Raw genomic sequence first — 25,401 nt, 5'->3', positions numbered from 1 at the left:
AAGCGCTAGCGGCCCATTTGACCATTATTCTGCTTCGATCTTCGAGCTTTTCACCACCGAGGCCCAGTTGGCCAGATCGGCCTTCACCTTATCCCCCAGCTGCGCGGGTGCCTGGTAATCGGCCGTGGCGCCCTGCTCCTGCGCCTTTTGCTGGAAGGCGGCGTTCTGCACCACAGTGCGGATGTCAGCCGTCAGCTTGTCCACCACCGCCTTGGGCACGGCGGCCGGGGCAAACACGGCAAACCACGAGGTGGCGTCGACCTTGGGATAGCCCGCCTCGGCGGTGGTGGGCACATCGGGCAGGCTGGGCAGGCGCTGCTTGCCGGTCACGGCCAGCACGCGCAGCTTGCCTGCGGCGATGTGCGGCATGAAGGGCGGCGCGGTGCCAAAGGTCAGGTCCACCTGGCCACCCAGCAAATCCTGCAGCGCAGGGCCCGTGCCCTTATAAGGCACATGCACCATCCTGATGCCGCCCTGCTGCTCCAGCATGGCACCGGTCACATGCTGCAGCGAGCCGTTGCCCGACGAGGCATAGTTCAGCTTGCCGGGGTTGGCCTTGGCGTAGGCGATGAGATCGGGCAGCGTCTTCACCGGCAGGTCGGCCCGCACCACGATGATCTGCGGCGCCGATATCACATTGGCCACCGGTTGAAAGTCGCTTTGCGCCCACTGCGCCACCTTGGTGAGGTGGGGCGAGATGACGTGGTAGCCCGAATACTGCATGAGCAACGTGTAGCCATCGGCCTCGGCGCGCTTGACGATGCTGGCGGCAATGTTGCCGTTGCCACCGCCCTTGTTGTCCACCACCACCGACTGGCCCAGCACCGGCGCCAGCGCCTGGGCCAGCATGCGGGCCGACAGGTCGGTGGTACCGCCCGCTGCAGTGGGCACCACCATGGTCACGGTTTTGGTGGGGTAGGCGCCTTGCGCCCCCGCGCTGCCGATCGTGCCCAGAGCCAGGGCCGCGAGGGCCAGGGTGGTGAATTGTTTGCGATTGAGGTTCATGTTTCTGTCTCCTTGTTGTTTCTGAAATAGAAATCGTCCAGCGCGCGTCAAGACCGCGACAACGCCCGTTCGCGGATCGCCTCGAAGTCCGCAGGCACCGGGTGCAGCGCCAGGCGCGGCCCCGCCTTGGCGATCTGGCTCGGGATGTCATGGCCGATGAGGGCCGGCAGGCGCTGCGCAGCGGCAACCAGCGCGCCCAGGTCCACCCCCGTGTCGTAGCCCATGGGCTGCAGCGCGTGCACGATTTCCTCGCTGCACACATTGCCGCTGGCGCCCGGTGCATACGGGCAGCCGCCCAAACCGCCCAGCGAGGCATCGAACCGGTCTGCACCCGCATCAATGGCCGCCAGCACGTTGGCCAGGCCCATGCCGCGTGTGTTGTGAAAGTGCAGGGTGAACTCCACACCCGGCCAGCGCGCGCGGGCCGACGCCGTGATCTGGTGCACCTGCGTGGGGTAGGCCATGCCCGTGGTGTCGCACAGCGTGATGCCGCGCACGCCCAGGTCCACAAAGCGCTGCACCCAGCCGAACACATCGGCCTGGGGCACGTCACCTTCCATGGGGCAGCCAAATACGCAGGAGAGTGACACGTTGACGGCCACCTGAGCCGCCTGCGCCAGGACCACCACCTGCGCCAGCGCCGCGAACGACTGTTCCTGCGCCATGCGCAGGTTGGCCAGGTTGTGGGTGGCGCTGACCGACATGACGAGGTTCAGCTCGTCCGTGCACGACTCGATGGCGCGCTCGGCGCCGCGCAGGTTGGGCACCAGCGCGGTGTAAACAGTGCCAGGGCGGCGCGTGATCTCGCGCATCACGATCTCGGCGTCTTTCAGCGCCGGGATGGCCGTGGGCGAGGTGAACGAGGTCACCTCGATCTTGGACAGGCCCGCCGCCGACAGCGCATTGCACAGCGCGATCTTGTCCTCGGTGGGCACAAAGGCCTGCTCCATCTGCAGGCCGTCGCGCAGGCCGACTTCCTGCAGGTGGATGCAGCGGCCCGCGCCTTGCCATACGGTGTTGCGCTGCTCGCTCATTGAATGACTCCTTTGCTGCGCAGCAGCGCAATCTGTTCCGCCGTCAGCCCCGCCTCGGCCAGCACGGCATCCGTGTCATCGCCCAGGTGCGGCGCACTGCTGCGAATGGTGCCGGGCGTGGCCGAGAGCTTGGGCACGATGCCGGGCACCTGCACCGTGTAGCCGTCGCGCGTGGTCTGCGAGAGCAGCATGTCGCGGGCGCGGTAGTGCGGGTCTTCGGCGATGTCCTTGGCGGTGTAGACCTTGCCGGCGGGCACGCGCGCAGCGGCAAGCGCATCCAGCACCTGCTGCACGCTGCGTTGCGCGCTCCAGGCGCCAATGGCGGCGTCGAGTTCCTGCACCCGCGCCACGCGGCCCGCGTTGTCGGCCAGATCCGGCGCAGCGCCCAGGTCGGGGCGGCCAATGGTGTCCATCAGCCGCTTGAAGATGCTGTCGCCATTGCCGGCAATCAGCACCCAGCCGTCCTGGCAGGGGTAGGCGTTGGACGGCGCAATGCCCGGCAGCGCGCTGCCGGCGGCCTCGCGCACCACGCCAAACGCGCTGTATTCGGGAATCAGGCTTTCCATCACGTTGAACACCGCCTCGTGCAGCGCCACGTCGATCACCTGGCCTTGGCCGCCGTTGACCTTGCGGTGGTACAGCGCCGTGAGCACGCCGATGGTGCCGTGCAGCGCGGCCAGCGTGTCGCCAATCGACACGCCCACGCGCACCGGCACGCGGCCGGGCTCGCCCGTCAGGTGGCGCAGGCCGCCCATGGCCTCGCCAATCGCGCCAAAGCCCGGCAGGTCGCGGTACGGCCCCGTCTGGCCATAGCCCGAAATGCGCAGCATCACGAGGCCGGGGTTGAGCGCGTGCAGTTCTTCGGGCGACATGCCCCAGGCTTCGAGCGTGCCGGGGCGGAAGTTCTCGACCAGCACATCGGCCTCGGCAATCAGCTGGCGGGCGATGGCCTGGCCCTCTTTTTGGCGCAGGTCCAGCGCCACCGAGCGCTTGTTGCGCGACTGCACCTGCCACCACACCGAGGTGCCTTCCTTGATCAGGCGCCAGTTGCGCAGCGGGTCGCCCGTCTGCGGTGCCTCGATCTTGATGACGTCAGCACCAAACTCGCCCAGCGTCTTGCCGCAAAACGGGCCGGCAATGAGCTGGCCCATTTCGACCACGCGCACGCCAGCGAGCGCGGCGGGGGAAGGAAGTGATTGCGAGGAATCCATGCAGTGCTGTCTCCGCAGGCGTGCCGCCTGAGTTGTTTCGGCCCGCATCATGCGCATGCCCGCCCCGGCCGTAAAACGCTGATGCGCGAAGCTGCCATCGCAAAGCGGCATGGCGGGGTACGATCACCTCCCCATGAAGCTCGACCCCGTCTCCCTGCGCCTGTTTGTTGCCGTGATGGAAGAAAGCACCATCACCGCCGCCGCCGCGCGCGAACACCTGGCCGCATCGGCCGTGAGCCGCCGCCTGGCCGACCTGGAGGCCGCGCTGCAGGTGGCGCTGTTCACCCGCAACAACCGGGGCACCGAGCCCACCGCGGCAGCGTTTGCACTGCTGAACCTGGCGCGCGGCGTACTCAACGACCTCGACGGCATTGCCAGCCAGATGCGCGAATACGGCACCGGCGTGCGCGGCCATGTGCGCGTGGTGGCCAACATTTCGGCCATCACGCAGTTTTTGCCTGGCGAGCTGCAAAGCTTTCTGGCGCTGCACCCGCAGGTCGATGTGCGCCTGCAGGAACAGATCAGCACATCAATAGCCCAGTCGGTGGCCGAAAACGCGGCCGATGTGGGCATCCTCAACAACGGCAACTATGGCGACCGCATCACGCTGCTGCCTTACCGCAGCGACGAACTGGTGCTGATCGTGCCCACCGGCCATGCGCTGGCCCGGCGTAAGGCGGTGCGCCTGGCCGAAGCCCTGGCCTTTGACTTTGTCGGCATGCACCCGGGCAGCGCCGTCAACAACCAGCTCATGCGCGCCGCCGCCGAGGCGGATTTGCCGCTCAAGCTACGCATCCAGGTCACGAGCTACGACGCCCTGTGCCTGATGGTGGCCGCCGGCCTGGGCATTGGCGTGATGCCGCGCGGCAGCGCCGCGCTCTACCGCGGCACGCTGGCCATCCGGGCCATCACGCTGAACGAGCCCTGGGCGCAGCGGCGGCTGGTGCTGTGCGTGCGCACCGACGAATCCCTGTCCAGCGTCGCGCGGCTGCTGGTGGACCACCTGCGCAACCCGCCAAGCACTACCGCCACCCCATGACCCAGCCCTTCGCCGCCCTGCAATGGGATGTTTTCTGCCGCGTGATCGACAACTTTGGCGACATCGGCGTGTGCTGGCGCCTGGCCACGCAACTGGCCGCTCAAGGCCAGCAGGTGCGCCTGTGGACGGACGACGCCTCGGCCCTGCAGTGGATGGCGCCGCAGGGCTGCCCGGGTGTGGAGCTGCGCGCCTGGGGCGCGCCACCGCCCGGCCCCGAGGAACCTGCACCCGACGTGATGCTGGAGGCGTTCGGTTGTGATATCGCTCCTGAATTCATAGCTTATAGCGCTTACCAGTCAATCGTTAGAGGCCAAAATCACCCAAAACCCATCTGGATCAACCTGGAATACCTGTCGGCTGAAAGCTATGTGGAGCGCAACCACCGGCTGCCGTCGCCCATCCTGTCCGGCCCCGCTGCAGGCTGGACGCGCTGGTTCTTCTACCCGGGCTTCACCCCCGCCACCGGCGGGCTGCTGCGCGAGAACGAACTGATGGCGCGCCGCGAAGCGTTTGACCGCACCGCCTGGCGGGCCGCACACGCGGCGGCTTTCGGCCTGGGCGATGGTGCCCCAGGGCAGCGCTGGGTGTCGCTGTTCTGCTACGAGCCCACCGCCCTGCCCCAGCTCCTGCAGCGAATGCAGGAGCAACCCACGCACTTGCTGGTCACCCCCGGCCGCCCGATGGCGGCGGTGTTGGCGGCCTTGGCAGAAGATATTGGTCCAATCACCCCCAAGCGCTTATCCGATCAGCGCGAGCAGCTATCCATTTCATACCTCCCCCACCGCCCGCAGCCTGCGTTTGACGAAATGCTGTGGGCCTGCGACTTCAACGCCGTGCGCGGCGAAGACTCGCTGGTGCGGGCGCTGTGGGCCGGGCAGGCGCTGGTCTGGCAGATCTATCCGCAGCACGACAACGCGCACCACGACAAGCTCTGGGCCTTTCTGGACTGGCTGCAGGCCCCGGCTTCGCTGCGACGGTTTCACGCCACCTGGAACGGGCTGGACACCGCGCCGCTGCAATGGCCCGACGACGACACCCTGGCCGAATGGACTGCGTGCGTTGAAGCCGCGCGTGCACGCCTGCTGGCGCAAGACAACCTCGTCGCACAACTTTTGGGCTTTGTCGCCGAAAAACGGTAAAATCTCAGGCTTTGCGCAAAACAGGTGCGGCGCGTCAGTGCCCCCACCCCGCGCATTCCCGCCGCGGAACATGCATCGGCACGGCGCGCCTTCTGCCCCTGAAGGCCACCAGCCCCTGCGTTGAGCGGCCCCAACCCAAGCAACCTGCTATGAAAATCGCTCAAGAAATCCGCGCCGGCAACGTCATCATGCACGGCAAGGACCCCATGGTCGTCCTCAAGACCGAATACGCCCGCGGCGGCCGCGGCGCTGCCACCGTGCGCATGAAGCTCAAGAGCCTGATCGGCAACTTCGGCACCGAAAACGTGTTCAAGGCCGACGACAAGATCGACAACGTGATCCTGGACAAGAAGGAGTGCACCTACTCCTACTTCGCCGACCCCATGTATGTCTGCATGGACACCGAATTCAACCAGTACGAAGTCGAAGCCGAAAACATGGGCGACGCACTGAACTACCTGGAAGACGGCATGACCGTGGAAGTGGTGTTCTACGACGGCAAGGCCATCTCGGTCGAGCTGCCCACCAGCGTCGAGCGCGAAATCACCTGGACGGAACCCGCCGTCAAGGGCGATACCTCCGGCAAGGTGCTCAAGCCCGCCAAGATCGCCACCGGCTTTGAAGTGCCCGTGCCGCTGTTCGTCAGCCAGGGCGACAAGATCGAAATCGACACCCGCACCGGCGAATACCGCAAGCGCGTGTAATCGTGCCGCGCACAGCAAAAAGGCTTCCCTCGGGAAGCCTTTTTTGTGTCTTTTTAGCCTATAGCGTCCGTCCAGAAAGCGTCTTCAGCTATTTATTCAATAGCAATCTCAGTCCATCAGATCGGCTGCGCCACCAGATCGTGCCCGCGCACGCCCACAATGCGCGCCTTGGTGAATTCGCCCACCTTCATGGTCTTGCTGATCTTCTCGGGCGGCAGCAGCTGCACGGTGCCGTCGATCTCGGGTGCGTCGGCATAGGTGCGGCCCACACCACCTTTGCGGCCCAGGCCGGGGGCTGAATCGACCAGCACCTGCATGGTGGCGCCCACGCGGCGCTGCAGCTTGGCGATCGACACTTCTTCGGCCACGGCCATGAAGCGGGCGCGGCGCTCTTCGCGCACTTCCAGGGGCAGCATGCCGGGCAGCTCGTTGGCCACCGCGCCGGTCACGTCGCTGTAGGCAAAGCAGCCGGCACGGTCAATCTGCGCCTCGCGCACAAAGTCGAGCAGGTGCTGGAATTCTTCTTCCGTCTCGCCGGGAAAACCGGCGATGAAGGTGCTGCGAATCACGATCTCGGGGCAGGCCTCGCGCCAGCGCTGGATGCGCTCCAGGTTGCGCTCGCCGCTGGCGGGGCGCTTCATGCGCTTGAGCACATCGGGGTGGCTGTGCTGGAAGGGCACGTCCAGGTAGGGCAGCACGCGGCCCGTGGCCATGAGCGGGATCACATCGTCCACGCTCGGGTACGGGTACACATAGTGCAAGCGCACCCAGGCGCCGTAAGGCTCGGCAATCTCACCCAGCGTCTGCACCAGTTCCAGCATGCGGGTCTTGACGGGCTTGCCATCCCAGAAACCGGTGCGGTATTTCACATCCACGCCATAGGCCGAGGTGTCCTGGCTGATCACCAGCAGCTCTTTCACGCCGCCTTCAAACAAAGCCTTGGCTTCGCTGAGCACATCGCCAATGGGGCGCGACACCAGGTCCCCGCGCATCGACGGGATGATGCAGAAGGTGCAGCGGTGGTTGCAGCCTTCGCTGATCTTGAGGTAGGCATAGTGCTTGGGCGTGAGCTTGATGCCCGCCACGCCAAAGCTGCCCGGCACCAGGTCGAGAAACGGATCGTGCGGCTTGGGCAGGTTCAGGTGCACGGCGTCCATCACCTCTTGCGTGGCATGCGGGCCGGTCACAGCCAGCACGCTGGGGTGCATCTGCCGCACCATATTGCCGCCGCCCTCGCCCGCGCGCGCGCCCAGACAGCCGGTGACGATGACCTTGCCGTTCTCGGCCAGCGCCTCGCCAATGGTGTCCAGGCTTTCCTTGACAGCGTCGTCAATGAAGCCGCAGGTGTTGACGATGACCAGGTCCGCGCCCTCAAAGGTCTTGGAGGTCTCGTAGCCCTCGGCGCTCAGTTGCGTGAGGATGAGTTCAGAGTCCGTCAGGGCCTTGGGGCAACCGAGGCTGACGAATCCGACTTTGGGTGTTTTGGTGGGGGAGAGTGCTTCGCTCATATCCCCGTATTGTCCCAGTTCCGGCGCCCAAGGGGGTTGGGCGGCCGGATTTGGCCCTGTTCAGCGCTTCACCCCAAAGGCGCTCAGCATCTGCTCGGTCTGCTTTTGCATCTGCTCCTGCATCTGGTTGAGCATCGACTGCGACTGCTCCACGTAGCTGCCCATCATGCCCTTGAGCATGGGCGACTGCAGGCTCATGAACTGGGCCCACATTTCCGGCGTGACGTTTTGCGACTGCTCGACCAGCTTCGCCTGCACATCGGTGAAGACCTGCACGTTCTTCTCCAGATATGCACCCATGAAACCCTGCATGGCGTGACCGTAAAAGCGGATGATGTTCGCCAGCACCGCCTCGGTGAACATGGGTGCGCCGCCGGCCTCTTCTTCCAGAATGATCTGCAGCAGAATGCTGCGCGTGAGATCCTCTCCCGTCTTGGCATCGCGCACCACCACGTTCTGGTGGGCCATGACGAGCTGGCGCACTTCGGCCAGGGTGATGTAGGTGGAGGTATCCGTGTCGTACAGACGGCGATTCGGGTATTTCTTGATCACGCGCTGCGCTGTCTTGGCGGCGGTGGCGCTGTTCTGGTCGGGCAAGACGGACTCCTCGGGCTCGACGCCCATTTATTGCAGTGCAGCAGATTCTAGAGAGTGAGAGCCCCCTGCCCGGCAAAGGATTACCCTGATGACCACCAGAGAGCGATTCCCGCAGCCCTGGCCTCATGGCAGCAGCGATGCGCGAATCGCGCCAACCGGCATGGCCTGCTGCCCAGCCTGCGGCTTCCATCGGACTGGCTTACCAGGCGCCTCAGCGCGGCGGCCTGCGGTCTTGGGTGTCATCGGTATCTTTGCGGACATCGTCTGCATTGTCCGCGCCCTCTGGATTGGCCAGCTCGCCAGCCGCGCCGCCGCCGAGCGCTCCGACCACAGCGCCCAGCGTGCCGCCGACCAAGATGCCGACCGGACCCGCCACCGCGGCGCCAACAGCGGCACCCGCAGCCGAACCCGCCACGACACCGCCCCCAATGAGGGTGGACTTTGACTCCCGCTCAGCTTCCTCGGGATTGAGGGCCACCTGGGCTGCGGGGGTTGGATCCTGGGATGGCACACCATGCCCCGGAACGGCCTGCTCGGCAAGGTCTGGGTCAACCGGCTTGACGCCGGTCGGCTGAATAGTGGATGAGTTCATGTGCGCTCCTTGGGAAGTTGACGCGCAGGCAAGCGAAATGCTCGCTGCACCACCGTTGTAAATCCCACGCCACGCCGTTCGCGTGGGCCAGGAGACTGTGGCGCCGTCAGACAACATCCCGCCACTGCCACGCCAACCTGGACACAGGCCACTGCGTGCTCGCCAGAGCGGGTGCCAGCCGGTTTTCAGCCGGCGCCCCACAGCGCAAGAACGTGTTCACGATCCAAGGCCTGGCAATTGCGATACCAATAAAAAAGCCTTCCAAATCATAGACTTGGAAGGCTTTTACCAATGGTTAGTTGGTAGGCGCGATTGGACTCGAACCAACGACCCCCACCATGTCAAGGTGGTGCTCTAACCAGCTGAGCTACGCGCCTGTTTGTATTCGAGAAAGCGATTGTAGCAGCAAAAAAACCGGGTTTTGGACACCTGCGAAAAATTGGTGAAACCTTCAGCCTGAGTGGCAGCACAGTCGGTCAGCGTCGCCGCGCCGAGCGCACGCCCGCCACGCTGGCGACAATCGCGAGCACCTTGTTGAGGCGGCCGGAGTCGGCGACTTCCACAGTGAAGGTCATCCATGCCGTGCCCTTGACCGACTGGGTCTGCACGCCGATGACGTTGGTTTTCTCCCGCGCAAACACTTCCGAGATATCGCGCAACAAGCCCTGACGGTCGGCGGCCTCCACCGCCACGTCCACGGGATACACGGCTGCACCCGCCGCGGATTTGGGCGTGCCCCATTCCACTTCGATCACCCGTTCGCTGCTGCGTGCCGCCATCTCCCGGAAGTTGCTGCAGTCTGCGCGGTGCACGCTCACGCCCTTGCCCCGGGTGACAAAGCCACGGATATTGTCGGGCGGCGCCGGTTTGCAGCACTTGGCCAGTTGCGTCATGAGCGAGTCGATCCCCACCACCAGCACGCCGCCCTTGGGGGCAGATTCGTTGGTGCGGGTCTTTTTCAGCAGCAGGTAATCGTCGGGTTGCAGCACCGGCTCGGGTGGGCGCAGAAGGGTTTCGATGCTGCGCAGTGAAAACTCGTCCTTGCCCACCACCTCGAACAGCGCGTCGGCCGACTTGAACCCCAGCTGCACCGCCAGGTCGTCCAGCTTCATGGCCGTCTTGCCTTCGCGCTGCAGCAGTTTTTCAACCGCCTCGCGACCCCGGGCCACCGTTTCGTGGGTGACCTGGGCGTTGAACCAGGCGCGCACCTTGGCCTTGGCCCGGTTGCTGATGAGGTAGCCCAATTCGGCATTGAGCCAGTCGCGCGAGGGGCGGCCTTCTTTGACGGTGACAATCTCCACGGTCTGGCCGTTCTGCAGCGGTGTGTTGAGCGGCACCATCACGCCGTCGACCTTTGCGCCGCGGCAGCGGTGGCCCAGGCTGGTGTGCACGCTGTAGGCAAAGTCCACGGGGGTGGCGCCCTGGGGCAGGTCCACCACGGCGGCCTCAGGGGTCAGCACGTAGATGCGATCTTCGAACAGGCCGCGGTTCTGCACGGTGCCGGCCAGATCGCGCTCCCACGCCAGCAACTGGCGCAGCACCGCGATCTTGGCGTCGTATTCGCCGCTGGCCGACACGCCCGCATAGCCCTTGCTGCCCGCCTCTTTGTAGGCCCAATGCGCCGCCACACCGTGCTCGGCATGGTCGTGCATGGCCTGGGTGCGGATCTGGATTTCGATAGGTTTGCCGGCGGCGTCGCGCACGATGGTGTGCAGCGACTGGTAGCCATTGGGCTTGGGGCGCGCGATGTAGTCATCGAACTCCTCCACGATGGGCGTGAACTGCTCGTGCACCCAGCTCAGGGCGGCATAGCAGTCCTTGACCGACGGCACCACCACGCGCAAGGCCCGGATATCCAGCACCTGATCGAAGTTGAGCGACTTGCCGCGCATCTTCTTGACGATGCTGTAGATGTGCTTGGGCCGCCCCTGCACACTGGCGCTGATGCTGCGCGCGCGCAGGTCGGACTCCAGCCGCGCGCGCAGCTGCTCCATATAGACCTCGCGCTCGCCGCGCTTTTCGTCAAGCAGGCGGGCAACCTCCTTGTAGGTCTCGGGCTCCAGAAATCGGAACGACAGGTCCTCCAGCTCCCATTTCACCTGCCAGATGCCCAGCCGGTTGGCCAGCGGGGCAAACACCTGCAGCGATTCGCGCGCCAGGCTGGGCGACACCGGGGTTTTGCTGGCCGCATGAAAGCGCAGCGTCTGCAGACGCGACGCCAGGCGCAACATCACCACCCGCAGGTCGCGCGAAAAGGCCAGCAGCATTTTGCGCACGTTCTCGGTCTGCACCGCCGGGTCGTCCACCTGCTGGGCGCCACGCGCCTGCCGCTGCACGCGCATCAGGTTGGTGGTCTCCACCGCCAGGGCCGCAAAGTTGTCGCCAAAGGCCTTGGCGATCACCTCGTGGGGCTTGGTCAGGTGCCCGCAGGCATACACCAGGTAGCTGGCTGCCTGCATGGCCTCTGACCCCCCAATGGCTTTGAGGATAGCGGCCACGGCGTCGGCATGGGCCAGGGTGTTCTCGCCGGAATCGAGCGCCTCGCCCGCCATGAGGGGCTCGGCAAAGGCGCGCGCCCGCGCCAGGGCATTGACCTGCTCGGGCAATGTGTGGGCCGTTGCGGCAATAAGTTGCGGCAATGTATCAGCCATAGGCGCATGCACCGCCGCCGACGGAGAGTGCGTTTTCATGCAGACACCGTTTCGTCGGGGGCCAGCAGAAAGTCCATCACGGCCGTCACCTGGTCTTGCGCCATCAAGGTGGGCGCATGCCCCACGCCCTCGAACTCCACGAGGTTTGCCCTCGGCCCACGGAGCGTCATGGCCTGGGCGGTTTCTGGCGCCAGCAAGTCGGACTGCGTGCCGCGCAGCAGCAGCGTGCGCGCCTGGATGCGGTCATAGAGCTGCCACAGCTGCTGCGCACCTGCAGCAGAGGCCTCGGGTGTCATGGCCCCAAAAGCCTGCGCGATGGCGGGGTCGTAATGCAGCGCCAGGCCGCCACCCGGCAAGGCCCGCACCATGGACCGCGACAGTTCCAGCCATTGCTCAGGGGTGTGCGGGCCAAAGCTCGACGAAATGGCCCACATGGCATCGGCCGCCTGCTGCAGCGAATCAAAGCGCACCGGCGCGCCCAGATACTGGCCGATGCGCTGCAGGGCCAGCCATTCGATGGCGGGCCCCACATCATTGAGCACCAGCCGGCGCACCGGCACGGCCAGCGGCCACAGGCTGCCCACGGCAGCGGCAGACGTTGCAGCGGATGGGCGAGGTTCTTGGGGTTCATCGGGCACGCCCAGCCCCGGCTGGCCACACAGGGCCATGCCGATCAGCCCGCCCATGCTAGTGCCCACCCAGTCCAGCGTCTGCACCGGGGCCTGCTGCTGCAGTTGGCCCAGCAAGGCCAGCATGTCGGCCGCGTATTGGGGAATCTGGTAGCCGGCGGGGTCGGCCAGCCAGTCGCTCTGGCCGCGGCCCACCACATCGGGGCAGATGACGCGGGCGTGGCGACCCAGCGTGCGCGCCAGGGTGTCGAAATCACGCCCCTGGCGCGAGAGGCCGTGCACGCACACCACCACATGCGGATGGGCCGGATTGCCGGTGCCGTTCCACTCCCAGTACGCCATGCGGTGCTGCGCTGGCGGGCTGGCCAGCGCCCCACCGAAGGGGCCCGCCGCAGAGGCGGCGCCAGGGCACAGTACGTAGTTCAGCGTAGGTTCAATCATGGGTGTGGAATCTGGCGACAGCGTTCGATAATGGCTCCATTGCATCGTAATTCATTCGGAGAAACTCGCATGCTCAACGGCAAAACCGCACTCGTAACCGGCTCCACCAGTGGCATTGGTCTGGGCATCGCCAAGGCCCTGGCCCGCCAGGGCGCCAACATCGTGCTCAATGGTTTTGGCGACGCGGACGGCCCGCGCGCCGAGGTGCTGGCTGCCGGCCAGGCAGCAGGCGCCCAGGTGGCCTACCACGGCGCCGACATGAGCCGCGCGGCCGATATCGAGGACATGATGAAATACAGCGCCGCGCAGTTCGGGCGCGTGGACATCCTCGTGAACAACGCCGGCATCCAGCATGTGGCAAACATTGAAGACTTTCCCGCAGAGCGCTGGGACGCCATCATCGCCATCAACCTGACCAGCGCCTTTCACACTTCGCGCCTGGCCCTGCCCGCCATGCAGGCGGCCAACTGGGGTCGCATCATCAACGTGGCCTCGGTGCACGGACTGGTCGGCTCCGCGCAAAAATCGGCCTACGTGGCGGCCAAGCACGGCATCGTGGGCCTGACCAAGGTGACGGCGCTCGAAAATGCGGCGTCTGGCGTCACCTGCAACGCCATGTGCCCCGGCTGGGTGCTGACGCCGCTGGTGCAAAAGCAGGTGGACGCCAAGGCCGTAGAACACGGCATCTCGAACGAAGAAGCCACGCGGCAGCTGCTGGGCGAAAAAGAACCTTCCATGCAATTCACCACGCCCGACGAACTGGGCGAGCTGGCCGTGTTCTTCTGCTCCCCCGCAGCCAACAACGTGCGCGGCGTAGCCTGGAACATGGACGGCGGCTGGGTGGCCCAGTAACCGGCATCAAGCCAGCGGCGCGAGAGCCAATGGCAAGGCTGCTCAAGCCTTTGGCGCCGCCCGAATTGCTCCCGTTTCAATAGCTAATAGCGCTTTCCACATAAGCGCTAGAGGCCATTTTCATGCAAAAAATAAGGTCGCCGCATCGTTCCAACAGATTCAGCGCATCTGCACCGAGCCCGACACATTGACGACCACCTGCGCCTTGCCCGCTTCCACCGGCACCGGTGCATCGGCAAACGCTGCCGATTTGGCCTCCATGGCCATGGCGCGCGGGCGCGGACCGGGAGACATCTCGTTGCTGTTCACGGACACCTCGCGCAGGCTGTAGTTGGCAAAGCCAAACCCGCGGCTCAACTCAGCGGCGCGCGTCTTGAACTGCTCGATAGCCAGTGTCTGGGCCTCGCCCTCCACCTTGGCGCGGGCCTCGCGCGACAAGGCAAAGCCCACCTGGCTGATGGCCATGGTCTGGATTTTTCCGGCCGTGGCGGTGATGCGGGCAAAGTCACGGCCCTCCAGCACCAGTTCGGCCCGGCCCTGCCAGCCGTTGATCTTGCCGTCCTTGCCGTAGCGCGGATACAGCCCGAAGGGGCCGGTGCGCACATCCATCTGCCCGGGTTGCGCATTGCGCTTGGCCTCGGCCAGTGCCGCATCCAACGCTGCCTTAAGCTGCACCTGCGTGGTGGCCGCGTCCGCGCCCTCCTTGCTGGTGGACAGCGCCAGCACCAGCAAATCCTGCTGCACCTCCACCGTGCCAGACGCCGCCAGCTGCACCACGTTGTGCGGCTCCACGGCCTGGGAATTTTGAGAAAAAACGGCTCCAGCGCTCACCATTAAAGCGCTAGCAGCTATCAAACGAATAGCATTTTTCATACCGGCAAATATCCTTGCGATCAGCGCACAACCCCACACCGGGCCGCACAGGCCACTACAGTAACCGCTGCAGAGATCGCCAGCGTAAACCGGGCGTGAGCGGCCTGCTCGCCGGGGCAAAACTTGTAACACTTGGTCAAACACAGGGCAAAAAACCGAACTTCGCGGCTGAAGCTGGTCAGAATCGGCTCTGTTACAAATTGGACCCGCACTCACCATGGCTACATCAACCAACCGTACCGACAAGATTCTGGTGGTGGACGACGATGCACGCATCCGCGATCTGCTGCGCCGCTACCTGACCCAAGAAGGCTTTGAAGTCATGGTCGCCGAAGACGGCAAGGCCCTGAACCGCCTGCTGCTGCGCGAGACGGTCGACCTCATCGTGCTCGACCTGATGATGCCCGGCGAAGACGGCCTGTCCATTTGCCGGCGCCTGCGTGCCGCCAATGACCGCACGCCCATCATCATGCTCACCGCCAAGGGCGAGGACGTGGACCGCATCGTGGGCCTGGAAGTGGGCGCCGACGACTATCTGGGCAAGCCCTTCAACCCCCGCGAGTTGCTGGCGCGTGTGCATGCCGTGCTGCGCCGCCGCCCCGCGCAAGAGGCGCCCGGCGCACCCTCGGGCGACAACGAAGTGGTCACCTTCGGCCCCTTCACCTTCGACCTGGGCACCCGCGCACTGCAGCGCAATGGCGAAGAGCTGCCGCTGACCACCGGCGAATTCGCCATGCTCAAGGCCCTGGTGCGCCACCCGCGCCAGCCCCTGTCGCGCGAAAAACTGGCGCTGCTGGCACGCGGCCGCGAGTTCGAGCCCTTCGACCGCAGCCTGGACGTGCAGGTTTCGCGCCTGCGCAAGCTGGTGGAGGTGGACGCCGCAGCGCCGCGCTACATCCAGACGGTGTGGGGCGTGGGCTATGTTTTCGTACCGGACGGAACGAACTGATCTGTCCATGCGCAAACCCGAAGGCCCGTCGGTGGCAGCGCTCCAGGAGCCGGTGACCGTTCCCTCCGACGCCACCAGCCCCGCGCCGCTGGAATCCTTGCGCCGTGCGCGCGAGCAACGCGCGCGTGTGGGGCTGAACCTTTTCTGGCGCACCTTCTTTCTGCTGGCGCTGCTGCTGGTGGGCAGCATTCTGGCCTGGCTGCAAACGCTACGGGCGCTGGAATTCGAGCCGCGCACGCTGCACACGGCGCAGCAGATTGCCTCGCTGGTCAACCTCAGCCGCGCGGCCCTGGTGCACGCCGACGCCATCGCACGCGTGTCGCTCATCAAGACCATGGCCGACCAGGAGGGGGTGCGCATCCTGCCGCGCGAGCCGGGCGACAAATTCACGCTGCTCGACAGCACCGCGCTGGGCAACCGCCTCACCGACGAACTGACCCAGCGCCTGGGCCCGGACACCGTCGTGGCCCAGAACGTCAACGGCGAAAACGGCCTGTGGGTCGGCTTCAACATCAACGGCGACCCCAACTGGCTGCTGATGGACCGCTCACGCTTCAGCCCTGCCGGTGGCCGCACCTGGCTGATCTGGCTGATCACGGCAGGCGCCCTGTCCCTGGCCGGCGCTGCCGCCATTGCGCGGCTGATCAACCAGCCGCTCAAGCAGCTTTCCTATGCCGCCAACCGCGTGCGCGATGGCGACTTTGCCGCCAGCCGCCTGGACGAAGAAGCGGTGACCAGCGAAATCCGAGAGGTGAACATCGGCTTCAACCGCATGGCACAAAAGCTTGCCAAGCTGGAGCAGGACCGCGCCGTCATGCTGGCCGGCATTTCGCATGATCTGCGCACACCCCTGGCGCGGCTGCGGCTCGAAACCGAAATGAGCGTGGTGGACGAAATAGCGCGCGAACACATGGTGGCCGACATCGTGCAGCTCGATGCCACCATCGACAAGTTTCTGGACTACGCCCGCCCCGACCACGTCACGCTCACCCCCGTCAACCTGCACGGCGTGGTGTCGTCCTGCGTCTATGCGGTGCAGGACCATCGCGAGCTGCAGATCACGATGGACGTCCCCGAAGACCTGAACGTGCTGGCCGACGAAGTGGAGCTGGCGCGCGTGATCTCCAACCTGCTGGAGAACGCGCGCCGTTACGGCAAGACGGTGGACACGACCGTCACCCATGTGGACATTGCCGCCAAGGGCCGCGAAAACTGGGTGCTGATCAAGGTGCGCGACCACGGCCCTGGCGTGCCACCCGAGCAGCTGTCCAATCTGACCAAGCCGTTCTTTCGCGGTGATTCGGCGCGCACTGCCGCCGCGGGTGCCGGGCTTGGCCTGTCGATCGTGGACAAGACGGTGCAACGCATGGGCGGCATCTTTGCGCTGGCCAACTCCAGCACCGGTGGTCTGGTGGCCCATATCCAGTTGCAGCGGGCCATCAACATGCCCGAAGGCGAAGACCCCAAGCAACGCCTGCAGCGCCCCTCCGTCAAGCGGCAGCTTCCCCGCCGCCGGGCCGAGGACCACATGGACTGAGAGGCTGAGAGTCTTTCATCCATGCCCGCTTTGCACGCCAAAACACGCCGGTGCCCGGTCAGGCCCTGACCAGCAACGCCACCGCCCGTGCCTCCATGGCCAGCCCCTGGCCCACCGGGCCCAGGCGTTCGGCGGTCTTGGCCTTGACGTTGACCTGCGCTTCATCCACCCCCACTGCGGCCGCGATGCACCGGCGCATGGCGGGAATATGCGCGGCCAGGCGCGGCGACTGCGCCACCACCGTGCTGTCGATGTTGCCGATGTCGTAGCCCGCGGCCCGCACCCGGCGCGCCACCTCTGCCAGCAGCACGCCCGAGTCCGCGCCGCGAAATGCCGCGTCGGTGTCCGGAAAATGGCTGCCGATATCACCCAGGGCCGCCGCCCCCAGCAGGGCATCGGTGATGGCATGCAGCAGCACATCGGCATCCGAATGGCCCAGCAGGCCCATGCTGTGGGCGATCTCCACCCCGCCAATCACCAGCCGGCGCCCGGGCACCAGCGCATGCACATCCCAGCCTTCACCAATCCTGAAATTCATCGAATCACTTTCGCCCGTGAAGGGTCGTTAAAAGGGCCTCAAAACATGTTCTTCTTGTCAAAGGGCGCAGCCGCCTGCCCGCGCGCGCCACCAAAACGATCCAATGTGGCGCCGTGCGCCCGCTGTGCCAGCACGGCGGCCGCCAGGGCAAAGTCGTCCGGATAAGTCACCTTGAAATTCTGCGCCCCCCCTGGCACCAGCCGCGGGTGCAGGCCCATCGCCTCCATGGCGCTGGCTTCGTCGGTGGCGCCCGAGCCCACATGTTCGATGGCCGCCTGGAGCGCTCCCATGCGGAACATCTGCGGCGTCTGCGCCAGCCACTTGTCGCTGCGGTCCACGGTGGAGGCCACGCGCACGCCGCCGGGTCCGTCAATCGATGTCTTGAGCGTGTCGGCCAGCTTGTGCGCCAGCAAACCACCCACGCCGTCGTGCTGGCAGGTGTCGATCAGAGTGTCGATCTGCTGGGATGTCACCAGGCAGCGTGCCGCGTCATGCACCAGCACCCAGTCGTCGGGCTGTGCACCACGCTCCGCCAGGGCCCGCAAGCCGCCCAGCACGGTATCCGCACGCGTGGGCCCGCCGCATTCCACGGTGAAGAACGCGGGGTGGGCGTAGGCATCCAGAAAATGGTCCCCCGGCGCCACCGCCACCAGCGTGCCCAGCAAGCGGTTCACCCCCGCAAAAGCCGCCAGGGTGTGCATGACCATGGGGTGCCCTGCCACCAGGTGGTATTGCTTGGGCAAGGCCGGGGCAACCAATGCCGCGCCGGGCGTGGCGGCAGGTGGCACGGCCCGCAGGCCCATGCCCGCACAAGGCACCAGCGCCCAAAAGCGCCCGTGGGCGGACAAGGGGGCGAGCGGTGGGTGTGGGAGCGGAGCAGTCATGTGTCGCGCATTCTAAAATCTCCTGTTGCCCACCCATCCAGCCCGCGCGCGTTTCGCGCCCCAGGGGATGCGGCGGGCCCAGACGATACCGTCCGCATGGAACTGCCCAAACTCTCCCCCGGAAAACGTTTCACCCTGCCCCGCCCCGTGGGCAGCGCCGATGCCCTGCTGCTGGCCCGCCTGGCCGAGCGCGACAAGGCCGCAGGCCGCACCACAGCCATCGTCACGGCCGACGCCACCGACGCGCAACGCCTCATCGAAGAAATGGCGTTCTTCGCGCCCGGCCTGCGCTGCGCGCTGTTCCCCGACTGGGAGACGCTGCCCTATGACACCTTCTCGCCGCACCAGGATTTGATCAGCGAGCGGCTGGCCACGCTGTGGCGCATCTCGCAAGGTGAGGCCGATGTAGTGCTGGTGCCCGCCACCACCGCGTTGTACCGGCTGGCACCGCCGTCGTTCCTGGCGGGCTACACCTTCCACTTCCAGGTCAAGCAAAAGCTCGACGAGGCCAAGTTCAAGGCCCAGCTCACGCTGGCGGGTTACAGCCATGTCTCGCAGGTGGTGAGCCCCGGCGAATACGCGGTGCGCGGCGGGCTGATCGACCTGTTCCCCATGGGCTCGCTGGTGCCTTACCGCGTGGACCTGTTCGACAACGAGATCGACTCCATTCGCACCTTCGACCCCGACAGCCAGCGCAGCCTGTACCCCGTGCCCGAGGTGCGCCTGCTGCCCGGCCGCGAGTTCCCGATGGACGACGAGGCGCGCGCCAAATTCCGCAGCCGCTGGCGCGAGATGCTGGAGGGCGACCCGACCAAGAGCCGCATCTACAAGGACATGGGCGCGGGCGTGGCCACGGCGGGCATCGAGTACTACCTGCCGCTGTTCTTCGACGACACCGCCACCGTGTTCGACTACCTGGGTGGCGAGGCCACGGTGGTGCTGCACGGCGACCTGGAGCCGGCCTTCCAGCGCTTCTGGCAAGACACCAAAGACCGCTTTCGCCTGATCCAGGGCGACCCGGAGCGGCCGGCGCTGCCGCCCGAGTCGCTGTTCCTGTCCATCGACCAGTTCTACACGCGCGCCAACCTGCATGCGCAGCTGTCCATCCGCCCTGCGCTGGAGGACGTTGCCGACAACCCGCATTTCCAGAAGCTGGGCGATTTGTCGGTGGTGCGTGGCGCCGACGACCCGCTGGCCCGCCTGCACGCGCACCTGCGCAACACCCAGCACCGCGTGCTGCTGCTGGCCGAGAGCGACGGCCGACGCGAGAGCCTGCTCGACTTCTTCCGCGCCAGCAGCGTGAACCCGCCCGCGTTTGATTCGCTGGCCGCGTTCCAGGCCGACAGCGCCGAAAAGATCGGCATCGCCAAGGCCGGCCTCACCGTGGGCTTCAGCTGGATAGCGGACGGCATCGACTTCGTCACCGAGACCGAGCTCTTTGCCGCCGGCCCCACCACGCGCCGGCGCAAGAAGCAAGAGCAGGTGAGCGATGTCGAGGCGCTGATCAAGGACCTGTCAGAGCTGAACGTGGGCGACCCCGTGGTGCACAGCCAGCATGGCATCGGCCGCTACCGGGGCCTGGTCAACATGGACGTGGGCAACAAAAACCCCGACGGCACGCCCGCCATGCAGGAGTTCTTGCACCTCGAATACGCCGACAAGGCCGTGCTGTATGTGCCCGTGAGCCAGCTGCAGCTCATCAGCCGCTACACCGGCGTGAGCGCCGACGAGGCGCCGCTGCACAAGCTGGGCAGCGGCCAGTGGGAAAAGGCCAAGCGCAAGGCCGCCGAGCAGGTGCGCGACAGCGCGGCCGAGCTGCTCAACATCTACGCCCGCCGCGCCGCGCGCGAAGGCCATGCCTTCCGCTACTCGCCGCAAGATTACGAAACCTTTGCCAACGACTTCGGCTTTGAAGAAACGGCCGACCAGAACGCCGCCATCCACGCGGTCATCCAGGACATGATTTCGCCCCGCCCCATGGACCGCCTGGTCTGCGGCGATGTTGGCTTTGGCAAGACCGAGGTGGCGCTGCGTGCGGCCTTCGTGGCCGTCACCGGCGGCAAGCAGGTGGCGTTTCTTGCGCCCACCACGCTGCTGGCCGAGCAGCATTACCAAACGCTGGTGGACCGTTTTTCCAAGTGGCCGGTGAAGGTGGCGGAGGTGTCGCGCTTCCGTTCAGGCAAGGAGATCACCGCCGCCATCAAGGGCATTGGCGATGGCACGGTGGACATCGTGGTGGGCACGCACAAGCTGCTGTCTGAGTCCACCAAATTCCACAACCTGGGCCTCTTGATCATTGACGAGGAGCACCGCTTTGGCGTGCGCCACAAGGAGCAGATGAAGGCCCTGCGCGCCGAGGTGGATGTGCTGACGCTGACGGCCACGCCCATCCCCCGCACGCTGGGCATGGCGCTGGAAGGCCTGCGCGACCTGTCGGTCATCGCCACCGCGCCGCAGCGGCGCCTGGCGATCAAGACCTTTGTGCGCAACGAGGGCACGGGCGTGATCCGCGAAGCGGTGCTACGCGAACTCAAGCGCGGCGGGCAGTGCTACTTTTTGCACAACGAGGTGGAGACCATCGAGAACCGCCGCCAGAAGCTCGAAGAAATCTTGCCCGAGGCCCGCATCGCCGTGGCCCACGGCCAGATGCCCGAGCGCGATCTGGAGCGCGTGATGCGCGACTTTGTGGCCCAGCGCTACAACATCCTGCTGTGCTCGACCATCATCGAGACCGGCATCGACGTGCCCACGGCCAACACCATCATCATGAGCCGCGCCGACAAGTTCGGCCTGGCGCAGCTGCACCAGCTGCGCGGGCGCGTGGGCCGCAGCCACCACCAGGCGTATGCGTACCTGATGGTGCCCGACACCGAGGGCCTGACCAAGCAGGCACAGCAGCGGCTCGATGCGATCCAGGCCATGGAGGAACTTGGCAGCGGCTTTTACCTGGCCATGCACGACCTGGAGATCCGCGGCGCGGGCGAGGTGCTGGGCGAGAACCAGAGCGGCAACATGCTGGAGGTGGGCTTTCAGCTGTACAACGAGATGCTCAATGAAGCCGTCAAGGCGCTCAAGGCAGGCAAAGAACCCGACCTGCTCTCGCCCCTGTCGGTCACCACCGACATCAACCTGCACGCCCCCGCCCTGCTGCCCGACGACTACTGCGGCGACGTGCACCTGCGCCTGTCGTTCTACAAGAAGCTGGCCACGGCCAAGACGCCCGACCAGATCGACGGCCTGCTCGAAGAGATCGTGGACCGCTTTGGCAAGCTGCCGCCGCAGGCCCAGACCCTCATCGACGTGCACCGCCTGCGCGTGCTGAGCCAGCCCTACGGCGTGGTGAAGGTGGATGCGGCGCCGGGCGTCATCACCATCACCTTCAAGCCCCAGCCGCCGATTGACCCGATGCGCATCATCGAGCTGATCCAGAAGAACAAACACATCAAACTGGCGGGCAACGAGAAGCTGCGCATCGAGCGCGAGCTGAAAGACCCGAAAGACCGGGCGCAGATGGTGCGCGACATTTTGCGCAGCCTGGGGCAGCCGCTGGTGGCTGCATGATGGAATTTTTTGAATGAAATTGGGCTCTAGCGCTTATCTATCAAGCACCAGCAGCTATCAATAGAATAGTAAGCAGAACCATGTGGCTGGAAACCGCTCTGGTCCTCATCGCGCTGGTTGCGGCCATGGCAGCGCAGCCTTGGCGCATGCTGGCAAACGGCAAGCCACTCGCGCACGAGACGCATGGCGCGCCGTCCGCACTGTGGACGCCCCTGCTCGCCACCCTGCTGTTCCTGCCCTGGCTGTGGGCCCTGCCCACGCTGCATGCCATGCCGCTGCAGCTGCAGTGGTCGGGCGCCTGCCTGGTGGTGCTGATGCTGGGCTGGCCGCTGGCCATGCCGGTGCTGGTGCTGGTGGGTGGCGTCGCCTGGCTGATCTCGCCCATGGGCTGGGAGCAGGCCCTGGCTACCGTCGTGTGGCAGGGCGTGGTGCCCGGCACGCTGGCGCTGCTGCTGGGAGCGCTTGTACGGCGCCTGACGGGCGAGCACCTGTTCATCTACGTCCTCGGGCGCGCCTTCATCGGTACCGCCGTCTGCGTGTTTGCTGCGGGCGTGCTGGCACAGTGGTCCAGCCAGCCGCTGCCCGGTGTGGGCACAGAGCTGTCACTGGTGGCGCGCTGGCTCATGGCCTGGGGCGACGGCATCGTCACCGGCATGCTGTGCGCCGTGTTCGTGGCCTTCCAACCCGAATGGCTGGCCACCTGGTCGGACAAGTTGTACCTGCATAAACCGCCCTGAATGCCTGGCGCCGCACCCAGCGTATTTTTTTAGTCCAATCGACCTGTTAGCGCTTATTCATAAAGCGCCAATAGCTATCCAATACACAGTTGATTATTCCCAAGGCATCTACAGCAACGCGGCGAAGACATCGCCCATAATTGAGATGCACTTATATAATTTTCACTGTAGTTATATGGAGTTTCACCATGTCCCAAGTCACGATTTACATGGACGACGACGCCATGGCGCGGGCCAAGGCGGCAGCGGCGGCGGCGCGCTTGTCACTGAGCGCCTGGATCACCAAGCTGGTCAAAGAACAAGCCGCGCCCACCGATGCCAACGGCTACCCCCTGGGGTTTTTTGCATCCATTGCTGAAAACGCCCCGCTGTGGCACGACTTTCCGCTGTCCGAAGAACTGCGCGCCCACGAGGTGCCCGACCTGCCCCGCGAAACCTGGTGACACCACCGATGTACTTGCTCGACACCAACACGCTGATTTATTTGTTCAAAAACGAAGGGCATGTCGCCCAGCGCATGCAAAGCGTGGCGGCGCATCTCATCCAGATTCCTGCGGTGGTCTGGTTCGAGCTGGAATACGGCGTGCTGCGCTCCAGCCGGCCTGTGCCCCAAAGGCAGAGCATGAACATGGTGGCGCAAACCTACCGAACGCTGCCCTTTGACCTGGCCTGCGCCCAGTCCGCCGCGCAGATCAAGCACCAGCTCAGCACCGCCGGAACGCCCATTGGGCACTATGACTTGCTCATTGCCGGCGTCGCCCACGCCCATGGCCTGACGCTGGTGACCCGCAACACCCGTGAATTCGAACGCATTCCCGGCCTACCCGTGCAAAACTGGTACGACGCCAGCGACAAACAAGCATAAGAATCGCCTCCAGCCCTTGCCACACAAGCGCAAGCCGCTATCAAAATATAAGTCCCCCATTCGCCATGCCCCACCCCATCCTTGACGCCCCCACCCCCGACCAGCACAAGCTCGACCTGCTGCGCCAGCACTTTCCGCAAGCGGTGGAGGTGGACGCGCAAGGCCACATCCGCATCAACGCCGCCGCACTGCAACTGGCCATTGACCCCAGCAACCCGGCCGGACTGCAGGTCGAAGAAGACGGCTACGAGCTGCGCTGGGTGGGCAAGCGCGAGGCTTATCACAGTGCTTTTGTGCCGGTGCAAAAAATCATTGCCCCGCTGCCTGATGACAGCAAAAACTGGGACAGCACCGGCAACCTGCTGATCAAGGGCGACAACCTCGACGCCCTGCGCCTGCTGCGCCACAGCTACTTTGGCAAGGTCAAGCTCATTTATATCGACCCGCCCTACAACACCCAAAGCGACGCCTTTGTTTACCGCGACGACTTTTCAGCCAAGCAAAGCGAAGTGCTGGCGCAACTGGGTTATGCGGCAGAGAACATCGACTACATCAAGAACATTTACGGGGCGCGCACGCACAGCGGGTGGCTGAGTTTTATGTACCCGCGCCTGTTGCTGGCCAGGGATTTGCTGCGCGACGATGGCGTGATTTTTATTTCGATTGATGACAACGAGCAGGCGCAGCTTAAATTGCTTTGTGATGAGGTGTTTGGGCAGGAGAATTTTGTTAACACCATAGTCTGGGAAAAGCGTTATAGCCCACAAAATGCAGTGAAATGGTTTTCAGAATCACATGATTTTTTATTGGCAATTGCAAAGAACAAATCAAATTGGACTCCAAACCTGTTAAAGCGATCAAACGAAATGAATGATCGCTACAAGAACCCTGATAACGATCCGCGCGGGGTGTGGAAACCAGTAGATTCAACCGCACAAGGCGGTCACGGAACAAAAAGTCAGTTCTATGAGCTTATTGCCCCCAACGGCAAACGGCACAAATTGCCGAACGGCCGCTGCTGGTTGTATACCGAGCCAGTACTGAAAACAATGATTGATGACAACCGGATTTGGTTTGGCGCAGATGGCAACAATGTCCCTGCCGTAAAGCGCTTTCTAACGGAAGTTAAGCAAGGAACTGCTTGCCAAACGATTTGGAAGCATGCGGAAGTAGGACATAGTCAAGACGCGAAGAAGGAGGTTAACGATCTCTTTCCGGAAGGCGCCGTATTTGACACACCAAAGCCCACTCATTTGATCAAAAGAATTCTTCAAATTGCAACCGACAAAAACGATATCACTTTAGATTTTTTCGCTGGCAGCGGCACCACCGGAGAAGCCGTGATGCGCCTGAACGCCGAAGACGGAGGCAACCGCCAATTCATCCTGGTACAAATCCCGCAACCCATCGATCCCAAAAAGCAAAAAGAGCCCTATGCCTTTGTGAAAGAAACCCTGGGCAAGCCCGAAGCGACGATTTTCGAAATCACCGCCGAGCGCCTGCGCCGCGCCGGGGCCAGGATTGAGGCCGAACTGGCCGCCAAAGCGCAAGCCGTCGCCGTGCAGCCCGCCCAGCTTGAAGGTTTTGCGCCAGAGGCTTCGACGGGCTCAGCCCGAACGGCTGCGGTGGACACCGGTTTTCGCGTCTTCGACCTGGTGGACGACCCCGACGCGCTCATCCTGCAAAAACCCTTGCAACAAGCCACGCAGGCCGATGTGCTGGCCCTGCAGGCCAGCATTGCCACGCCCCAGCCCAGCCAGCTGCCGCGTGTTTTGTACAACCTGCTGCTGGCCGAGGGTTTGCCTTTGACCACGCCGCTGCGCACGGTGATCGACCAGCACCTGTACCTGGCTGCCGATGTGGCTTTTGTGGTGCAGGCGCTGGCGCTCGACACGCTGACCGACTCCCTGCGCGCCCTGCAGGCCGAGGGCACGCCAGCGGTGTACCTGACGGTGTATGCGCCCTGGATTGCCGACGACAACTTCATGCTGGGCATCAAGACGGTGGCCGAGACGCTGGGCTATTCCGAAGACAAGCTGCGGCTGCGGGGCTGAA

22 protein-coding genes and 1 tRNA gene are annotated in these 25,401 nt (G+C 64.8%); 11 read left to right on the top strand and 12 right to left on the bottom strand.

All coding sequences use genetic code 11. From position 1 onward, the window contains the following. Window positions 1–24: 24 nt before the first annotated feature. From J8G26_RS09610 to J8G26_RS09600, 3 genes are read right to left on the bottom strand one after another with little or no spacing between them, the layout of a single operon-like run. Window positions 25–1,005: a tripartite tricarboxylate transporter substrate binding protein gene (locus J8G26_RS09610; protein WP_210568772.1), complete on the bottom strand. Its 981-nt coding sequence runs from the start codon at window positions 1,003–1,005 to the stop codon at window positions 25–27. A gap of 47 nt (window positions 1,006–1,052) precedes the next feature. Further along, window positions 1,053–2,039, bottom strand: coding sequence for a hydroxymethylglutaryl-CoA lyase (locus J8G26_RS09605; protein WP_210568771.1), 987 nt, complete (start codon window positions 2,037–2,039; stop codon window positions 1,053–1,055). Next, on the bottom strand, window positions 2,036–3,250 hold the full coding sequence (locus tag J8G26_RS09600; protein WP_210568770.1) for a CoA transferase: 1,215 nt from the start codon (window positions 3,248–3,250) through the stop codon (window positions 2,036–2,038). The genes J8G26_RS09605 and J8G26_RS09600 overlap by 4 nt, the downstream gene beginning before the upstream one ends. 133 nt (window positions 3,251–3,383) lie before the next feature. Here J8G26_RS09600 and J8G26_RS09595 point away from each other — a divergent pair, with 133 nt between their 5' ends. The 3 genes from J8G26_RS09595 to efp all read left to right on the top strand — a co-directional run bounded on the left by J8G26_RS09595 (window position 3,384) and on the right by efp (window position 6,132). Next, complete coding sequence (locus J8G26_RS09595; RefSeq protein WP_210568769.1) at window positions 3,384–4,289, top strand: LysR family transcriptional regulator; 906 nt, start codon at window positions 3,384–3,386, stop codon at window positions 4,287–4,289. After that, on the top strand, window positions 4,286–5,428 hold the full coding sequence (earP, locus tag J8G26_RS09590) for an elongation factor P maturation arginine rhamnosyltransferase EarP (RefSeq protein ID WP_210568768.1): 1,143 nt from the start codon (window positions 4,286–4,288) through the stop codon (window positions 5,426–5,428). The genes J8G26_RS09595 and earP overlap by 4 nt, the downstream gene beginning before the upstream one ends. Before the next feature lie 149 nt (window positions 5,429–5,577). Next, window positions 5,578–6,132 (top strand): elongation factor P, encoded by a 555-nt coding sequence (gene efp / locus J8G26_RS09585; RefSeq protein ID WP_087746252.1) that lies wholly within the window; start codon window positions 5,578–5,580, stop codon window positions 6,130–6,132. Between the two features lie 116 nt (window positions 6,133–6,248). On the opposite strand, the gene rimO is transcribed toward efp, so the two are convergent. From rimO to J8G26_RS09555, 6 genes are all read right to left on the bottom strand, one after another. Further along, a complete protein-coding gene (rimO, locus tag J8G26_RS09580) occupies window positions 6,249–7,640 on the bottom strand; it encodes a 30S ribosomal protein S12 methylthiotransferase RimO (RefSeq protein ID WP_210568767.1) in 1,392 nt (463 codons plus the stop codon). Between the two features lie 60 nt (window positions 7,641–7,700). Beyond that, window positions 7,701–8,264, bottom strand: coding sequence for a polyhydroxyalkanoate synthesis repressor PhaR (phaR, locus tag J8G26_RS09575; protein WP_198314703.1), 564 nt, complete (start codon window positions 8,262–8,264; stop codon window positions 7,701–7,703). Between the two features lie 184 nt (window positions 8,265–8,448). Next, on the bottom strand, window positions 8,449–8,829 hold the full coding sequence (locus J8G26_RS09570; RefSeq protein WP_210568766.1) for a hypothetical protein: 381 nt from the start codon (window positions 8,827–8,829) through the stop codon (window positions 8,449–8,451). 300 nt (window positions 8,830–9,129) lie between these two features. Continuing rightward, window positions 9,130–9,206: transfer RNA gene (locus J8G26_RS09565), tRNA-Val, on the bottom strand. A gap of 99 nt (window positions 9,207–9,305) precedes the next feature. After that, a complete protein-coding gene (locus J8G26_RS09560) occupies window positions 9,306–11,519 on the bottom strand; it encodes a bifunctional (p)ppGpp synthetase/guanosine-3',5'-bis(diphosphate) 3'-pyrophosphohydrolase (protein WP_210568765.1) in 2,214 nt (737 codons plus the stop codon). Then, a complete protein-coding gene (locus J8G26_RS09555; protein WP_210568764.1) occupies window positions 11,516–12,550 on the bottom strand; it encodes an alpha/beta hydrolase in 1,035 nt (344 codons plus the stop codon). The genes J8G26_RS09560 and J8G26_RS09555 overlap by 4 nt, the downstream gene beginning before the upstream one ends. Before the next feature lie 69 nt (window positions 12,551–12,619). Between J8G26_RS09555 and J8G26_RS09550 the strand changes: the two genes are divergently transcribed. Continuing rightward, window positions 12,620–13,402 carry a 3-hydroxybutyrate dehydrogenase gene (locus J8G26_RS09550; protein ID WP_210568763.1) on the top strand — a complete coding sequence of 261 codons (783 nt, stop codon included), beginning with the start codon at window positions 12,620–12,622 and terminating at the stop codon, window positions 13,400–13,402. Window positions 13,403–13,561: 159 nt separating this feature from the next. On the opposite strand, the gene J8G26_RS09545 is transcribed toward J8G26_RS09550, so the two are convergent. Next, window positions 13,562–14,275 (bottom strand): SIMPL domain-containing protein, encoded by a 714-nt coding sequence (locus J8G26_RS09545; protein WP_210568762.1) that lies wholly within the window; start codon window positions 14,273–14,275, stop codon window positions 13,562–13,564. Window positions 14,276–14,492: 217 nt separating this feature from the next. On the opposite strand from J8G26_RS09545, the gene ompR reads away from it, so the two are divergent. Continuing rightward, window positions 14,493–15,224: a two-component system response regulator OmpR gene (ompR, locus tag J8G26_RS09540; protein ID WP_087746405.1), complete on the top strand. Its 732-nt coding sequence runs from the start codon at window positions 14,493–14,495 to the stop codon at window positions 15,222–15,224. Window positions 15,225–15,231: 7 nt separating this feature from the next. Further along, on the top strand, window positions 15,232–16,761 hold the full coding sequence (locus J8G26_RS09535) for an ATP-binding protein (protein WP_210568761.1): 1,530 nt from the start codon (window positions 15,232–15,234) through the stop codon (window positions 16,759–16,761). Window positions 16,762–16,819: 58 nt separating this feature from the next. On the opposite strand, the gene ispF is transcribed toward J8G26_RS09535, so the two are convergent. Both ispF and J8G26_RS09525 read right to left on the bottom strand, forming a co-directional pair. Then, complete coding sequence (gene ispF / locus J8G26_RS09530) at window positions 16,820–17,299, bottom strand: 2-C-methyl-D-erythritol 2,4-cyclodiphosphate synthase (protein ID WP_087746414.1); 480 nt, start codon at window positions 17,297–17,299, stop codon at window positions 16,820–16,822. A 38-nt stretch (window positions 17,300–17,337) separates the two neighbouring features. Next, entirely contained in the window at window positions 17,338–18,183 is an 846-nt protein-coding gene (locus J8G26_RS09525) for a 2-C-methyl-D-erythritol 4-phosphate cytidylyltransferase (protein WP_087746419.1), read from the bottom strand. A 96-nt stretch (window positions 18,184–18,279) separates the two neighbouring features. On the opposite strand from J8G26_RS09525, the gene mfd reads away from it, so the two are divergent. The 5 genes from mfd (at window position 18,280) to J8G26_RS09500 (ending at window position 25,400) form a co-directional block, all read left to right on the top strand. Continuing rightward, window positions 18,280–21,744 carry a transcription-repair coupling factor gene (gene mfd, locus J8G26_RS09520; RefSeq protein WP_210568760.1) on the top strand — a complete coding sequence of 1,155 codons (3,465 nt, stop codon included), beginning with the start codon at window positions 18,280–18,282 and terminating at the stop codon, window positions 21,742–21,744. An 80-nt stretch (window positions 21,745–21,824) separates the two neighbouring features. Next, window positions 21,825–22,481 (top strand): hypothetical protein, encoded by a 657-nt coding sequence (locus tag J8G26_RS09515; RefSeq protein ID WP_210568759.1) that lies wholly within the window; start codon window positions 21,825–21,827, stop codon window positions 22,479–22,481. Between the two features lie 188 nt (window positions 22,482–22,669). Continuing rightward, the gene (locus J8G26_RS09510; RefSeq protein WP_210568758.1) at window positions 22,670–22,924 is read left to right on the top strand and encodes a hypothetical protein; all 255 of its coding nucleotides are present in this window, start codon (window positions 22,670–22,672) and stop codon (window positions 22,922–22,924) included. Window positions 22,925–22,932: 8 nt separating this feature from the next. Continuing rightward, on the top strand, window positions 22,933–23,346 hold the full coding sequence (locus J8G26_RS09505) for a type II toxin-antitoxin system VapC family toxin (protein ID WP_210568757.1): 414 nt from the start codon (window positions 22,933–22,935) through the stop codon (window positions 23,344–23,346). A gap of 149 nt (window positions 23,347–23,495) precedes the next feature. Continuing rightward, complete coding sequence (locus J8G26_RS09500) at window positions 23,496–25,400, top strand: site-specific DNA-methyltransferase (RefSeq protein ID WP_210568756.1); 1,905 nt, start codon at window positions 23,496–23,498, stop codon at window positions 25,398–25,400. Window position 25,401 lies beyond the last annotated feature (1 nt).

The sequence above is a fragment of the Acidovorax sp. JG5 genome (assembly GCF_017939685.1).
Classification (GTDB): Bacteria; Pseudomonadota; Gammaproteobacteria; order Burkholderiales; family Burkholderiaceae_C; genus Acidovorax.
This window is presented reverse-complemented; position numbering and strand designations above follow the sequence as displayed.